The organism is Streptomyces chartreusis NRRL 3882 (genome assembly GCF_900236475.1).
Taxonomy (GTDB): domain Bacteria; phylum Actinomycetota; class Actinomycetes; order Streptomycetales; family Streptomycetaceae; genus Streptomyces; species Streptomyces chartreusis_D.
Window position 1 is genome coordinate 300187 of sequence record NZ_LT963352.1, and the last position, 14005, is coordinate 314191.

The window sequence follows — 14005 nt, forward strand, 5'->3', positions numbered from 1 at the left end:
GCCGGCGTCCCGGGGCGGTCGCGTCCGCCCCGAACGCCGTCGAGCTACAGACGTTTCGCTGCTGAGTGACGGCGGTACCGACAAGGGCCTGCGCCGTGCGGCCCGAGTACTGCCTGGTGCCGGTACGCGGTTGATGTGCAGGCCTTCGTGTGTCCCCATGCGATGACACAGGAGGCGGAGTTGCCCGGAAAGCGTGTTCTGATTCTCAAACCGGACGAACTGAGCCCGACCGACCAGAAGATGTGGCGCGAGATACGGACGGAGTCCGGTGCCCCGGCGAATCCCTTTCTCGACCCGGCGTTCACCGCGGCGGTGGGGCAGGTCAGGCCGGCGGCCAGGGTGGCGGTGTTGCAGGACGACGGCTACCCGGTCGGATTCTTCCCGTACGAGCGGGGCCCCTTGGGGCAGGGCAGGGCCATCGGGCTCGGCGTGTCCGACAGTCAGGGAGCCGTGCTGCGCCCCGGGATCCGGCTCGACGCCCGCAGGCTACTGAGAGCCTGCGCGCTTGCCTCCTGGGAGTTCGACAACCTCGAGGCCGGCCAGGGGGTGTTCGCGCCGCACGCGGTCGAGGAACTCGCGTCCCCGGTCGTCGACATCGGAGAGGGGTTCGAGCGGTACACGGAGCGGCTGCGCGCGAAGTCGCCGGGCTTCCTCAGACAGACCCTGGCCAAGGAGCGCAGGCTGGCCCGGCAGATCGGCGAGGTGCGGTTCGCGTACGACGCGCGGGACCCGGACGCCTTGCGGGCGCTGATGGGGTGGAAGTCGGCGCAGTACCGGCGCACCGGCCGGCGTGACCGGTTCGCGCAGGAGTGGATCACCCGGCTGGTGGGGCTGCTCGGGGAGAGCGAGGACCCGGAGTGCCGGGGCGTGCTGTCCGTGCTGTACGCGGCGGACCGGCCCGTGGCCGCGCACTTCGGTCTGCGCTCGCGCACGGTGCTGTCCTGGTGGTTCCCGGCGTACGACCGCGCCTACGCCAAGTACTCCCCAGGCCTCGTGCTCCAGCTGAGGATGCTGGAGGCCGCGGCGGCCGACGGCGTCGAGACGGTCGACCTGGGGAGCGGTCCGGCCCGCTACAAGGAGTCGCTCAAGACCCGTGACCTACGGGTGTACGAGGGGGTGGTGGTACGGCCGGTGCCGGGCGGTGCCGCCCACTGGGTGGGCCGGGAGCCCGCGCGGGCCGCCCGTCGCTTCGTCCGCAACCGGCCCCGCCTGGCCGGTGCGGCCGCGCGGACGCTGGAGGGAGTGGGGCGGCTGCGCGGTCGCTGAGGCCGGCCCGGCCGGGCGCCCGGCTCCGGGGGAACCGGGCGCACCACGGTCAGCTGGTGCCGGTCCAGCTGTGGGCGACGTCCACGATGACGCGGCCGTCCAGCTGCAGCACCCGGAAGGGCAGCCGGGCGCGGACGCCGAGCCCGATCTGGGTCTCGCCCTCGAAGCTGCCGGCGAACCGGGTGTCCCGGAAGGTGCGGTAGCCGGTGAGGTCCACGCCCGGCAGCGGGCGCGCCACCCGGCCGGGATACGTGGCGGCGCCGGTCTCCGGGTCGTAGGCGGGCGCGGCCACCCGCACCTCGAGGACGGCTCCGCCGGCCACGGGGATGAGCCGGCCCGAGCCGTCCTGGTGGAGCTCGTCGACGTAGCGGACCGAGTAGCCGACGTCGCTGCCCGCGCCGGGCAGGTCGATGACCATCCGGTCGAAGCAGTCGTGACGGCCGGTCCGGATGTCCCTCACCGGCGAGAGCGTGCCACTGGTGTCCGTCTTGGGCAGGCTCCCCCAGCCGGTCGGGCAGGCCGTGGCCTGGGCGGCGGCCCGGGTGGCGGCCGGTGCGGCACCGGCCGGGACGGCTGCCACGCCCACCGTGGCACCCACGAGCGCGAGTGTCGCGCATGCTGTTCTGATTCGTACCATTACCGCCCCCGAGGCTCGCATGTTGCTGGTATGGGGTGAGACGGCCGGCCGGACCGAAAGGTTGCACCCACCGCGCCGGACCGCCGACCATGGCACATCCTGGTGGGGAGCGATGGGGTCCGGTGCGTCCGTACCGGGAGGACGCGAGATGGATGAGGCAACCGCCGTACCGGACGGGCCGCGGTCACCCGAAGGCCCGGGCCGGGGCGGTGGTGACGGCCGGGTCCGGGCCGGGGACACCGGCTGGATCGAGGATGCCCTGACCGCTCCGCTGATCGAGGCCGTACGGGACCTCGGGGGCTACGGCGGACTGGTCTACCTGCGCTCCCGCGACCGGCGTTCGCTCGTGCTCTCGATGGTGACCGGGGTGCCCCGGTCGCTGCTCAGGTCCTGGTGGCGGGTGCCGGTGGGCGGTGCGCTGCCCATGGCGGAGGCCTACCGGCGGAGCGAGACCCTCTGGCTGCCGGACGAGCGCGCCACCATGGTGCGCTTCCCGCACTTCACCGCCGGTCTGCCGTACTCCTTCGGCTCGGCCTACCAGCCGGTGCGGGCCGGTGACGAGGCCGTGGGTGTCCTGGTCGTGCTGCGTTCGACCGCGCGGTCGCCGATGGACGCGGAGGCGGTGGAGCGGGCGTTGCGCCCCGCCGGGCAGGCCATGGAGGAGCGACTCACCCGCCTCGCCGCCGGCCGGCCGGGTACGGGCTCCGCCGCCCACCGGGTCGAGTACGACGGCGAACCGGTCGGCGTGCGGCTGCCCACGCCCGCCGTGCATCCCGTACGGGTCGGGCTCATCGACTGGGACCTGGACAGCGACCGGTGCACGGCGGACGACGAGGCCCTCGCTCTCCTCGGCATCAGCCGGACGGAGTTCGGGGGCACGATGGCGGACATCGAGGCCCGGGTCAGCCCCGACGACCTGCACGAGCTGCGGGCGAGCCGCCGTGACGCGCTCACCCTCGGCCGGGTCAGATCCCGGCGCTTCCGGGTGCGGGACGACTCCCGGGGCGACACGGAGGTCGGCTACCGGCCCGTCGAACTGTGGGGGCGTCTCGTGCGCGACGGCACCGGTGCCGCCCGGATCATGGTGGGGGCCCTCGTCGACGCGGTCAGCGGGCTCACGGCGGCCGAGGCCGCCGAGCGGCTCCCCGACGGCCTCTTCTCCCTGGACCAGGACGGCCGCGTGACGTACGCCAACCGCCGCTGCGAGGAAATGCTGGGCGGCGGCCGGGAGGCGCTCCTGGGCCGCTACCCCTGGGAGGTGATCACCTGGCTCCGGGATCCCGCCTACGAGGACCGCTACCGGGCGGCGATGCTGTCGCAGGAGCAGGTGTCGTTCCTCGTGCGGCATCCCGCGGGGAACTGGCTGAGCTTCGTGCTGTACCCGGACGTGCACGGGCTGACGGGCCGGGTCCGTCCGGCCGGACCGCCCACCGAGGCGGAGGCGGCGCGCGAGGCCGAATCCACCACCGGTCCCGTACCGGGGGCCGTGGCGCCGCCGCCCGGGCCGGTCGCCGCGGCGCGTGCCGGGGCTCTCTACCACGTGGTGCAGATGGCGAGCGTGCTCACCCAGGCGGTCACCGTCGAGGACGTGTGCCGGGCCGTGTCCGAGCAGCTGCTGCCCGCGTTCGGCGTCCGGGAGCTCGCCCTGTACACGGTCCGCGACGGCCGGATGTACCTGTTGTGGGAGTCGGGCTATCCGGAGGGCTTCCTCGCCCCGTTCGAGGGTGTCACCCTCGACGCGCAGCTGCCCGGCGTGCACGCGCTGACCACGCGGCTGCCGCTCTTCTTCGAGTCGCCCGAGGACCTCTCCGTCGCCTACCCCGGCATCACCCTCGACCGCATGAACGCCTGGTCGTTCCTGCCGCTGATCGCCTCCGGGCACCCCGTCGGCTCGTGCATCCTCGGCTGGGACGCCCCGCACCGCTTCACCGCCGACGAGCGTTCCGCGCTCATCGCGCTGAGCGGCCTGGCCGCGCAGGCACTGGAACGGGCGCGGCTGTACGACGCCGAGTCCGCCGTCGCCCGCGGTCTTCAGGAGGGGCTGCTGCCGCACCGGCTGCCCGCCGTCGCGGGGCTGCGCACCACCGGCCGCTATCTGCCCGGTACCCAGGGCATGGCCATCGGCGGTGACTGGTACGACGTGATCACCACGGGACGCGGGGTGGCCCTGGTCATCGGGGACGTCGAGGGGCACAGTGTCGGCGCCGCCGCGGTGATGGGGCAGCTGCGCAGTGCCGTGCACGCCTTCGCCGCGAGCGAGCGGCCGCCGCAGGAGGTCATCACGCACACCAACCGGCACCTGGCCGAGCTGGACGCGGACGTCTTCGCCACCTGCTGCTACATCGAGCTGCACCCGCGTACGGGGCGCGCGTTCGCCGTGCGGGCCGGGCACCCCCCGCCGCTGCTGCGCCACCCCGACGGGCACGCGGAGACGCTGGATCTCATGGGCGGCGTCATGCTGGGCGTGCAGCCCGACGCTGTCTATCCCGTCACGGAGCTCACGCTGGCACCCGGCAGCGTCCTCGCCCTGTACACCGACGGGCTCGTGGAGCAGCCCGGCAGCGACATCGAGACGGGCATCGAAGAGGTCCGCCGCTGCCTCGCCGACACCCCCGCGGACTCGGTGGACCATCTCGCCGACCGGCTGGTGCGGACGGCCCGCCGCGCCCGGGAGCGGCCCGACGACGTGGCGCTGCTGCTGACGGCGTACCGCTGAGCGACCGGGCTGCCGGTGCGCGCGAGGACCCTGGTCTCTCGGGAGTCCCGCATCTCGCGCGACCGGCGTCGACGGCGCGTTGGGGGGTACGGTGGGCTGGACGGGTGAGCGAGGCGGTGGTGGCAGTGGAGTGGCAGCGGTACGCCGAGCAGATGGCGATGCTCGCCCGTGATCTGGTGGCGCAGGATTCGGTGCAGGCGACGCTGGACGAGATCGCGGCAGCCGCTGTGAAGCTGGTCGAGGGCTGTGACGCGGCCGGGATCCTGGCGGTGTCCAAGGGCCGGGCCGTGACGCTCTCCGTCTGCGGCGACATGGTCGAGGAGTCCGACCGGTTGCAGGGCGAGCTGGGCGAGGGGCCGTGTTTCGACGCGGCCCGGCGCGTGGACGGTGAGCGGCTGTTCCGCATCGCCGACATGACGCAACCGCAGCCGTCCTGGCCACGGTTCTCCCAGGCGGCCCGCGACCTCGGTATCGGCAGCATGACCGGTGTGCTGCTCTACACCGCCGAGGACGACTTCGGCGCGCTCAACCTGTACTCGCGCCGGCCGGGGGCCTTCGGCAAGGACATCGAGGCCGCGGGCTGGCTGCTCGCCTCCCATGCCGCCGTCGCGCTGGAGACCGCCCGCACCGTCGACCAGCTCGAGCACGCCCTGGAGACCCGGCATGCCATCGGGGAGGCCATGGGGATCCTCATGGAACGCCACCGGATGAGCGAGGACGAGGCCTTCGACGTGCTGCGGCGCATTTCCCAGAACCACAACATCAAGCTGCGCGACGTCGCCCGGCACGTCCGCGTCGACACTCCCGGCCAGGCCTGACCGGAGCGGTACGGCGGCCTCACACCGGGCCGCCGTCGGGGTGGGCGGCGCGCAGCAGGAGCACCGTGATGTCGTCGGCGTGCTGTCCGGTGGGCGTCGTGTGGTGGACGAGCCTGTCGATGAGCCCTTCCAGGTCGTGGCCGTCGCCGGCGTCCAGGTGCCCGGCCAGGCCGGAGGTGGTCCGGGTCGTGTCGGTGCCGGGGAGCTCGACCAGGCCGTCGGTGTACAGGGCGAGGGTGGTGCCGGGAAGCAGGGGCGTGGTGGTGACCGGGTAGGCGGCGCCGGTGTCGATGCCCAGCAGTGGGCCGGGTTCGACGTCGAGGACGCCGGCGGTGGCGGGGGCGTGGCGCAGCAGCGGGGGCACGTGGCCCGCACTGGCGAAGGCCGCCTGGTGGTGTGCCAGGTCGAGGTGGGCGTAGAGGCAGGAGACGAGCAGTTCGGAGTCGAGGTCGGCCAGCAGCCGGTTGGTGCGGGCGAGGACCTGGCCGGGTGCGGCACCGGCGGTGGCGTGGGCGTGGATGGCGGTGCGGACCTGGCCCATGAGGGCGGCGGCGGCGATGCTGTGGCCTTCGACGTCGCCGATGACGGCGGCCGCGGTCGTGTCGTCCAGGCGCAGGACGTCGAAGAAGTCGCCGCCGACCTCGATGCCGTGGCCGGCGGGCAGGTAGCGGGCGGCGACGTCGAGGCCGGGCAGGTGCGGCAAGGCCCGGGGCAGCAGGGCGCGTTGCAGTTCGTGGACGAGTCGCTGCTTGGCGTCGTAGAGGCGGGCGCGGTCGAGGGCCTGGGCGATCAGCCCGGACAGCGAGGTGAGGACGGCACGTTCGTCGGCGGTGAAGGTGTGCGGGTGGTCGTAGGACAGGATGCAGCAGCCCACCGGCCGGCCGGAGATGATCAGCGGGAGGAACGCCCAGGCCTGTTTGCCGCTGATCTGGGGTGCCCTGGGGAAGGTGCCGGCCAATTCGGCCGGGTCGGCGAAGAAGGCGGGGGCGCCGCTGGCGAGGACCTGGCCGGCGGGGGTGAGGTCGGTGTCCAGCGGCAGGGCGTCCAGACGTTCCAGGACGTCGGCCGGGTAGCCGTGGTGGCCGGTGATCTTCAGACGGCCGGCCTCGGCGGCGGACAGCACGAGGCCCTGGGCGCCGAAGGCGGGCAGGATCTGGTGGGCGATCAGCGACACGAGGTCGCGCACGGTCACCGCCTCGGTGAGCGCGGCGGCGAGGTGCACGAGTTGGTAGAGGCGTCCCGTCGGTGCGGCCGCGGGTGGCCGTGCGGCGGCGGGCGATGGAGGGGCCTCGGGCTGCTCTCGCCCCGGGACGACGCGGACGCTGATGCCGCTGGTGTCGGGGTACAGCTGGAAGGTCAGCCACCGGTCCGGCGGGCGGAGGGCGGTGAAGGACACGGGGGCGCGGCTGACGACCGCGGTGCGGTAGTGGTCCTCGTGGACGGGGTCGTCCAGCCACGACAGGGAGTGCCAGGGCCGGGTGCCCAGCAGCCGGTCGGCGCGGCGGCCGAGCAGGCGGGCGGCGGTGGCGGTGGCGAAGGTGACGCGGCCCTCCAGGTCGAGGGCGAGGGCGCCCTCGGGGAGGCGTTCGAGGTAGTCGGCGGCGGCCAGGCCGGTCTGCACGGGGTGGTGCGCGGCGTCGACGGGGACGACGCGCGGCTGGTCCGGCAGGGTGGGCGGCCCGGAGGCGTCCTCCAGGAGGCGGGCCATGCGGTGGGCACCGGCGGTGATGTCGCCGCGTTCGCGGGGCGTGATCCTGCGTGGACGCACGGCGGGCCACATCAGCACGATGCCGCCCCAGCAGCGCCGTACGCCGCTCAGCGGGACCGCGGCCAGGGCGAACGGGTAGGGCAGGACGGCGGCGGTCCGCGGGTAGCGGCGGGCCATCTCGTCCTGGCTGCCGATGCTGACCAGGACGTCGTCGTGGATCGCGTCGGCGACCGGGACGGGTGCGGTCAGCGGCAGGCGCTGCCAGGTGACGGTGAACGCGACCGGCAGACCGCACAGCGCCACCAGGCGCAGCACCGGCTCCGCCTCCTCGATCAGGTAGAGGCCGCCGATCGAGGCGCCGGTCCCGCGCACGGTGTCGGCCAGGGCCACCCCCAGGGCGTCGTCGAGTGATCCGGCGCCCCTGGGCGGCTCGTCGCTCCCGGGCATGGTGTCCTCCCGCTCTTACCCGGACGCTACGCCTCGGGAGGCGTGAGGGCACGTCATCGAGCCGGGCCGCGAACGGCGGAGGGTGCCGCGGGGCATGGCCGGGGGTGGTGCGGTGCTGGCAGAATCGGAGGCCCTCGACGGTGACCCGGAGGCCGGCCGTGCAGACGCTGACATCGCAGGAACCACTGGCCGTCGCCGTCACCGAAGCGATCCGGGGTGGCGATCTGCCCGGGCTCCGGCAGCTGCTCGCCGGGCATCCCGGTCTGGCCACCGTCCGCATCACCGAGCACGGGGAGGACGGCAAGGGCACGCGCAGTCTGCTGCACATCGCGACCGACTGGCCGGGTCACTGTCCCCGCGGTCCGGAGGTGATCGCCGCCCTGGTCGCCGCCGGGGCCGACCCCAACGCCCGCTTCGGCGGTGCGCACGCGGAGACGCCGCTGCACTGGGCGGCCAGCAACAACGACGTGCCGGTGCTGGACGCGCTCATCGCCGCCGGGGCCGACATCGAGGCGCCCGGAGCGGTGATCGCCGGCGGCACACCGCTCGCCGACGCACGTGCCTTCGGCCAGTGGCGTGCCGCGCACCGGCTCGTCGAGCACGGTGCCCGCACCACTCTCCAGGACGCCGCCACGCTCGGGCTGCTGGACCGGGTCCGGGCCTACGTCGAGGCCGACGAGCGGCCTGCGCCCGAGGAGATCACCAGCGCCTTCTGGGGCGCCTGTCACGGCGGTCACCTGTCCACCGCGCAGTACCTCCACCGGCACGGCGCCGACATCGACTGGTGCGGCTACGACGACCGGACCCCGCTCGACATCGCCCGGGCACAGGACGCCGACGACGTCGTGCGGTGGCTTCGCGGCCTGGGTGCGCGCAGCCGCTCATAGCGGCCCGGACACCGGCGGCGGAGGCCCGGGGCGTGCCCGTCGGCGGTCCGCACTCCGCCCGGGGCGTCTCACAAGCAGTAGCGCACGAGCCACTCGTCCTGGTTGTACGCGGTGCGCGCCGGGTCGGGCGTGCTGGCGGCCCGCTCCTCGACCATGTCCTCCAGGCGCACCGGCTCCGGCAGCGTCCCGAACCGGGCCTGGCGTGCTGCGGCCTCCGCCTCGCTGCTCCGCTGCGACGTCGCGTCGTCCACGGCGATTCCCCTCTCCGGCCGCTCTCTTACGACCGATCGGCCTCCCTGGGCAAAGAGTTGACGCGCGAGCCGGGCTCATGGTTCCCGCGGGGGCGCTTGTTCGACCCTACGAACTTTCCGCCCGGCTGTTCCCCTTGCGCTCCTGCCAATGATAGGAAACCTTCCTATCAGTTCTGCACGGCCAGCTCTTCCAACCCCCCACCCTGCTTGGAGGCCCCGTGAGACACCCCTCGACCCCGACGGCGCGCCGCACCGTTCTGGCGCTGTTCGGCGCGACCCTCGCCGCCACCCCGTTCCTGAGGCCGCCGCACGCCACGGCGTCCGTCCGTGCGGTGGGGCTCGACGACCCGGCGAAGAAGGAGATCGCCATGCAGCTCGTGTCGAGCGCGGAGAACTCCTCGCTCGACTGGAAGGCGCAGTACCCGTACATCGAGGACATCGGCGACGGCCGCGGCTACACCGCCGGCATCATCGGGTTCTGCTCGGGCACCGGCGACATGCTCGACCTCGTCGAGCTGTACACCGACCGCGTACCCGGCAACGTCCTGGCGAAGTACCTGCCGGCGTTGCGCAGGGTCGACGGTTCCGACTCGCACGACGGGCTCGACCCCGGCTTCCCCGGCGACTGGCGCAGGGCGGCCCGCGACGCCGGGTTCCGGCGGGCCCAGGACGACGAGCGCGACCGGGTGTACTTCGGCCCGGCCGTCCGGCAGGGCAAGGCGGACGGGCTGCGGGCGCTGGGCCAGTTCGCGTACTACGACGCCGTCGTCATGCACGGCGACGGCAGCGACCCCCTGAGCTTCCGCAGCATCCGCCGGCGGGCGCTGCGCACGGCGAACCCGCCGGCGTGGGGCGGTGACGAGGTGACATACCTCGACGCCTTCCTGGACGCGCGGGTGTGGGCCATGAAGCAGGAGGAGGCGCACAGCGACACCAGCAGGGTCGACACGGCGCAGCGTGTCTTCCTGCGCAAGCGCAACCTCGACCTCGATCCGCCGCTGGACTGGAAGGTCTACGGCGACCGCTACCACATCGGCTGAGCGCCCCGGCCCCGGGCAGGATTGGTCCACCAAGCAGGCATGGAAGTGGACTCCTTCCCGGGCCGCCCGGCTGCCTAGCGTCGCCCGTATGAACGCCACCACCACGCGCGGCGCCCTGCTCGCCGCGCTCGCCTGCGTCCTCGTCGGAGGGTCCTTCACGGCCAACAGCGTCCTGGGCGACTACCCGTACGCGGGCGGCCAGTTCCTGCGCTACGGGCTGGCGTGTCTGCTGCTCGTGCCGCTGGCCGGGAAGGGCGCGGCCGTACGGCTACGGGCGCTGACACCGCGTCAATGGGCCCGGCTCGGCCTGCTGGCCGCGGTCGGCATGGTCGGTTTCAACCTGGCCGTCATCGCCGCGGAGCGCACGGCGGAGCCGGCAGTTCCGGGCGTGTTCGTGGGCTGTGCGCCGGTGGTGGTCGCCGTACTCGTGCCCCTCCTGGACGGACGTCGGCCCCAACGGGCGGTGCTGTACGGGGCGTTGCTCGTGGCCGTCGGCGCCTTCACCGTCCAGGGCTGGGGGCGCACCGACGGCGCGGGCATCGCCTTCTCCGGGTGCGCCCTGGCCGGCGAGGTCGGGTTCGCCGTGCTCGCCGTACCCGTTCTGCGGCCCCTCGGTCCCCGGCTGCTGTCCGCCACGGTGTGCGCGGTCGCCGCGCTGGAGTCGGCGGCGGTCGGGCTGACGGCCGACGGCGCCGGGTGGCTGCGGCGTCCGGACGCCGTCGAGGCCTCCGCGCTGCTGTGGCAGGCGGTGGTGGTCACGGTGGTCGGCTTCGTGTGCTGGTACATGGGCATGCAACGGATCGGCGCGGAACGCGCCACCCTGTTCTCCGGCCTCATCCCGGTCGCGGCGGCCTGCACCGCACCGCTCGTCGGCACGGGCTCCTACGGTCTCGCGCAGGCCGCAGGCAGCGCACTGGTCGGCCTCGGCGTCGCCCTGGGGTCCGGGGCGCTGAGGCGGCCGGGCAGCGGCAGGCCGTCCGTGATCCGGGCGGACCGCCGCACTCCCCCGGCGGCCACCTTCCGGGGGAACGGCCGCCCCGAGGGGCGTGGCGACGCCGTGTCCGGCATGCCGGAGTGAACTCTCACGCATCTAATGGACGGCATCGAACGCCCGGCCCACACAGGAGTCCAGGTCCATGCCGCACACGCGCACCGGTGAAGGGGACGAGAAGGTCGCGCGTGCGGGTCTTCTGCGGAGGCTGGGCGAGTGGTGCGCGCGCCACTTCGTGATCGTCGTCGTCGCCTGGCTCGTGGCACTGGTGGCGCTCCAGGTCGTCAGCCGCTCGGTCGGAGGCACGTACTCCGACAACTTCACCCTCCCCCAGGCGCAGTCGCAGAAGGGTCTGGACGTGCTCGAGAAGCACGATCCGCAGGCCGGCGGCTACAGCAGCCAGATCGTGCTGCACGACGACGGGCAGTCGCTGACCTCTCTGAGCTCCCAGATGTCCACCACGGTCGCCGACCTGGAGAAGCTGCCGCACGTCCTGTCGGCCCAGAACCCGCTCTCCGCCTCGGGCTCGTCCTCCGGTCAGTCGCAGCAGAACGTGGGGCCGTTGTCGGACGACGGGAAGACGGCCTACATCACCGTCCGCTTCGACGTGCAGCCGTCGACTCTCGGTGACGACTATCTGCACGGGGTCGACGACGCCGTACAGCCGTTGCGTTCGGCCGGAGCGGAGGTGGAGTACGGCGGGCCGCTCGGTGAGCTCGCCCGGCCGGCCGCCGACGACCGGGTGAGCGAGCTGATCGGTTTCGGCGTGGCCGTCGTCGTGCTGCTGGTCGGGTTCGGGAGCGTGATCGCCGCCGGCGTCCCGCTGCTGACCGCGCTGATCAGCGTCGTCGGCGGTCTCGCGATCCTCGGGCTGCTGGCCGCCGCGTTCACCTTCGCGACCGTCTCACCGACCCTGGCCACGATGATCGGCCTCGGGGTCGGGATCGACTACGCCCTGTTCCTGATCACCCGTCACCGGCAGAACCTCCTCGACGGAGCGGACCCGGTACGGGCCGCCGGGCAGGCCGCCGCCACCAGCGGCCACGCCGTCCTGGTCTCCGGCTGCACGGTGATCATCGCGCTGGCGGGCCTGTCCGCGTCCGGGGTCTCGTTCATCGCCAAGCTCGGGCTCGCCGCCGCCGTCACCGTCGTCTCGGCCGTCGCCGGCGCGCTCACCCTGGTCCCGGCCCTGCTCGGGCTCCTCGGCCGGCACATCGACCGCTACCGGGTGCGCCGCCCCGTCGCCGAGACCGACGCGGAGGCGGGTGACGCACCGCAGGGCACCTGGCACCGGTACGCGCAGCGGGTGGAGCGCAGGCCGCTGTGGTTCCTGGCGGCGGGTCTCGCCGTGATCGTCGTCCTGGCGATCCCGGTGCTGTCCATCCGGCTCGGCCACATCGGTGACGGCGCCGACCCGACGTCCTTCACCGACCGGCGGGCCTACGACCTGATGACCGACGCGTTCGGGCCCGGGTCCAACGGTCCGCTCACCGTCGTCATCGACCAGACGGACGTACCGGACTCCCAGCGCTCCGACCTGGCCTCGAAGGCCCAGAAAACGCTCGACTCGGTCGAAGGCGCCTCGGTCGTCACTCCCCTGACACCCACGCAGGACGGGGACGTCCTGATCGGCACGGTCTACTCGACCCGGTCCCCGCAGAGCGCCACCACCACGGACCTGACCAACCGTCTGGTCGACGACACGCTGCCGGACGCCGTCCAGGGCACGGACGCCAAGGGCTATGTCACCGGCACGACGGCGGCGCAGGTCGACTTCCGCGACATCGTCGCCTCCAGGCTGCCGGTGATCATCGCCGTCGTGGTGGCCCTGGCGTTCGTGATCATCCTGACCGTGTTCCGGGGGCTGGTCGTCGCCGTGAAGGCGGCCGTCCTCAACGTGCTGTCGATCACCGCCTCGTACGGCGTGGTCGTCGCGGTGTTCCAGTGGGGCTGGGGCGGTCCCGCCCTCGGCGTCAACGGCACGGTGCCCATCGAGAGTTACGTGCCCATGATGATGTTCGCCATCATCTTCGGCCTCAGCATGGACTACGAGATCTTCCTGCTGTCCCGGGTCCACGAGGCGTGGCTGCGCACCGGGGACGCCAAGGCCTCGGTCGCGCACGCCCTGGAGATCACAGCCCGGGTCATCACCTGCGCCGCACTGATCATGGTGAGCGTGTTCGCGGCGTTCATCGTCAGCGACAGCATCGTGGTCAAGATGCTCGGGCTGGGGCTGGCCGTCAGCGTGCTCGTCGACGCCACCGTCGTACGCCTGCTCATGGTGCCGGCCGTGATGACGTTGCTGGGGCGGCACGCCTGGTGGTCTCCGCGGTGGCTGGAGCGGGTGCTGCCGCACATCGACGCCGAGGGGGGACGGGCGTAGCCGGCGGGTGTCAGTGGAGCACCAGGTGCACGAGGGCGACGGTGCCGACCGACACGATCAGGGTGCGCAGGACGGCGGGGCTGAAGCGGCGGCCCGTCCTGGCCCCGATCAGACCGCCCAGTGCCGAACCCACGGCGATGAGCAGGACGGCCGTCCAGTCGAACTCCGCGAAGAAGAGGAAGAGCACCGCGGCGACGGTGTTGACGACGGCGGCCAGGACGTTCTTGACGGCGTTGAGCCGCTGGAGGGTGTCGTCGAGCAGCATGCCCATCAGGGAGACGTAGATGATGCCCTGCGCGGCGGAGAAGTAGCCGCCGTAGACGCTGGCGAGCGTCAGGCCGGTGAACAGCAGCGGGCCGCCGTCCCGACGGGTGGGACCGCCTGCCGGGCGACGGCGGCGCACCCTGCGGGAGATCAGCGGCTGGCAGGCGACCAGGACGAGGGCGAGGCTCACGAGGACCGGCACGATCCGCTCGAAGGCCGATTCCGGCAGGGTCAGCAGGAGGACGGCGCCCGCGAGGCCGCCCAGTGCGGCACCGATGGCGAGCAGCAGGACGCGGCGTCGCTGCCCGCGGAGTTCCTCGCGGTAGCCGATGGCCGCGCTGATGGAGCCGGGGACGAGACCGAGCCCGTTGGACACCGTGGCGGTGACCGGGGGCAGGCCGGTGGCGAGCAGGACCGGGAAGGTGATCAGCGTTCCCGAGCCGACGACGGCGTTGACGGCGCCCGCGCCCGTACCGGCGGCGAACACGGCCGCCATCTCGCCCGGCGTCACCGCACCGCTCCGCGTCCGGCGTTCCTGGTGAGGTTCATGGGATCACGCTAGAGGGTGGGCAGTTCGGCGGCCGTCGAAGGGTGGCG

At 73.3% G+C, this 14005-nt stretch carries 11 protein-coding genes; 7 read left to right on the forward strand and 4 right to left on the reverse strand.

The genetic code is table 11. The annotated features are described in order from the left end of the window. The first annotated feature begins 162 nt into the window (after window positions 1–162). Window positions 163–1266, forward strand: a complete 1104-nt coding sequence (locus SCNRRL3882_RS01365; protein ID WP_010033605.1) for a GNAT family N-acetyltransferase — start codon at window positions 163–165, stop codon at window positions 1264–1266. A 49-nt stretch (window positions 1267–1315) separates the two neighbouring features. On the opposite strand, the gene SCNRRL3882_RS01370 is transcribed toward SCNRRL3882_RS01365, so the two are convergent. Next, a complete protein-coding gene (locus SCNRRL3882_RS01370) occupies window positions 1316–1903 on the reverse strand; it encodes an AMIN-like domain-containing (lipo)protein (RefSeq protein ID WP_040902456.1) in 588 nt (195 codons plus the stop codon). A 148-nt stretch (window positions 1904–2051) separates the two neighbouring features. On the opposite strand from SCNRRL3882_RS01370, the gene SCNRRL3882_RS01375 reads away from it, so the two are divergent. Both SCNRRL3882_RS01375 and SCNRRL3882_RS01380 read left to right on the forward strand, forming a co-directional pair. Beyond that, the gene (locus SCNRRL3882_RS01375; protein ID WP_010033598.1) at window positions 2052–4619 is read left to right on the forward strand and encodes a SpoIIE family protein phosphatase; all 2568 of its coding nucleotides are present in this window, start codon (window positions 2052–2054) and stop codon (window positions 4617–4619) included. 152 nt (window positions 4620–4771) lie between these two features. Continuing rightward, window positions 4772–5437, forward strand: coding sequence for a GAF and ANTAR domain-containing protein (locus SCNRRL3882_RS01380; protein ID WP_202458301.1), 666 nt, complete (start codon window positions 4772–4774; stop codon window positions 5435–5437). A 19-nt stretch (window positions 5438–5456) separates the two neighbouring features. Here the strand turns inward: SCNRRL3882_RS01380 and SCNRRL3882_RS01385 are convergent, their stop codons facing one another. Continuing rightward, on the reverse strand, window positions 5457–7592 hold the full coding sequence (locus SCNRRL3882_RS01385; RefSeq protein WP_010033596.1) for a SpoIIE family protein phosphatase: 2136 nt from the start codon (window positions 7590–7592) through the stop codon (window positions 5457–5459). 158 nt (window positions 7593–7750) lie between these two features. Between SCNRRL3882_RS01385 and SCNRRL3882_RS01390 the strand changes: the two genes are divergently transcribed. Beyond that, on the forward strand, window positions 7751–8479 hold the full coding sequence (locus SCNRRL3882_RS01390; RefSeq protein WP_040902454.1) for an ankyrin repeat domain-containing protein: 729 nt from the start codon (window positions 7751–7753) through the stop codon (window positions 8477–8479). A gap of 68 nt (window positions 8480–8547) precedes the next feature. Here SCNRRL3882_RS01390 and SCNRRL3882_RS01395 read toward each other — a convergent pair whose 3' ends face one another. Continuing rightward, window positions 8548–8730, reverse strand: coding sequence for a hypothetical protein (locus SCNRRL3882_RS01395; protein ID WP_010033593.1), 183 nt, complete (start codon window positions 8728–8730; stop codon window positions 8548–8550). Window positions 8731–8948: 218 nt separating this feature from the next. Here SCNRRL3882_RS01395 and SCNRRL3882_RS01400 point away from each other — a divergent pair, with 218 nt between their 5' ends. The 3 genes from SCNRRL3882_RS01400 to SCNRRL3882_RS01410 all read left to right on the forward strand — a co-directional run bounded on the left by SCNRRL3882_RS01400 (window position 8949) and on the right by SCNRRL3882_RS01410 (window position 13144). Continuing rightward, window positions 8949–9770 carry a chitosanase gene (locus tag SCNRRL3882_RS01400; RefSeq protein WP_010033592.1) on the forward strand — a complete coding sequence of 274 codons (822 nt, stop codon included), beginning with the start codon at window positions 8949–8951 and terminating at the stop codon, window positions 9768–9770. Window positions 9771–9858: 88 nt separating this feature from the next. Next, entirely contained in the window at window positions 9859–10848 is a 990-nt protein-coding gene (locus tag SCNRRL3882_RS01405) for a DMT family transporter (protein ID WP_010033590.1), read from the forward strand. A gap of 58 nt (window positions 10849–10906) precedes the next feature. Beyond that, window positions 10907–13144: an MMPL family transporter gene (locus SCNRRL3882_RS01410; protein ID WP_010033589.1), complete on the forward strand. Its 2238-nt coding sequence runs from the start codon at window positions 10907–10909 to the stop codon at window positions 13142–13144. A 10-nt stretch (window positions 13145–13154) separates the two neighbouring features. Here the strand turns inward: SCNRRL3882_RS01410 and SCNRRL3882_RS01415 are convergent, their stop codons facing one another. Then, on the reverse strand, window positions 13155–13904 hold the full coding sequence (locus tag SCNRRL3882_RS01415; RefSeq protein ID WP_202458299.1) for a sulfite exporter TauE/SafE family protein: 750 nt from the start codon (window positions 13902–13904) through the stop codon (window positions 13155–13157). Between the last annotated feature and the right edge of the window lie 101 nt (window positions 13905–14005).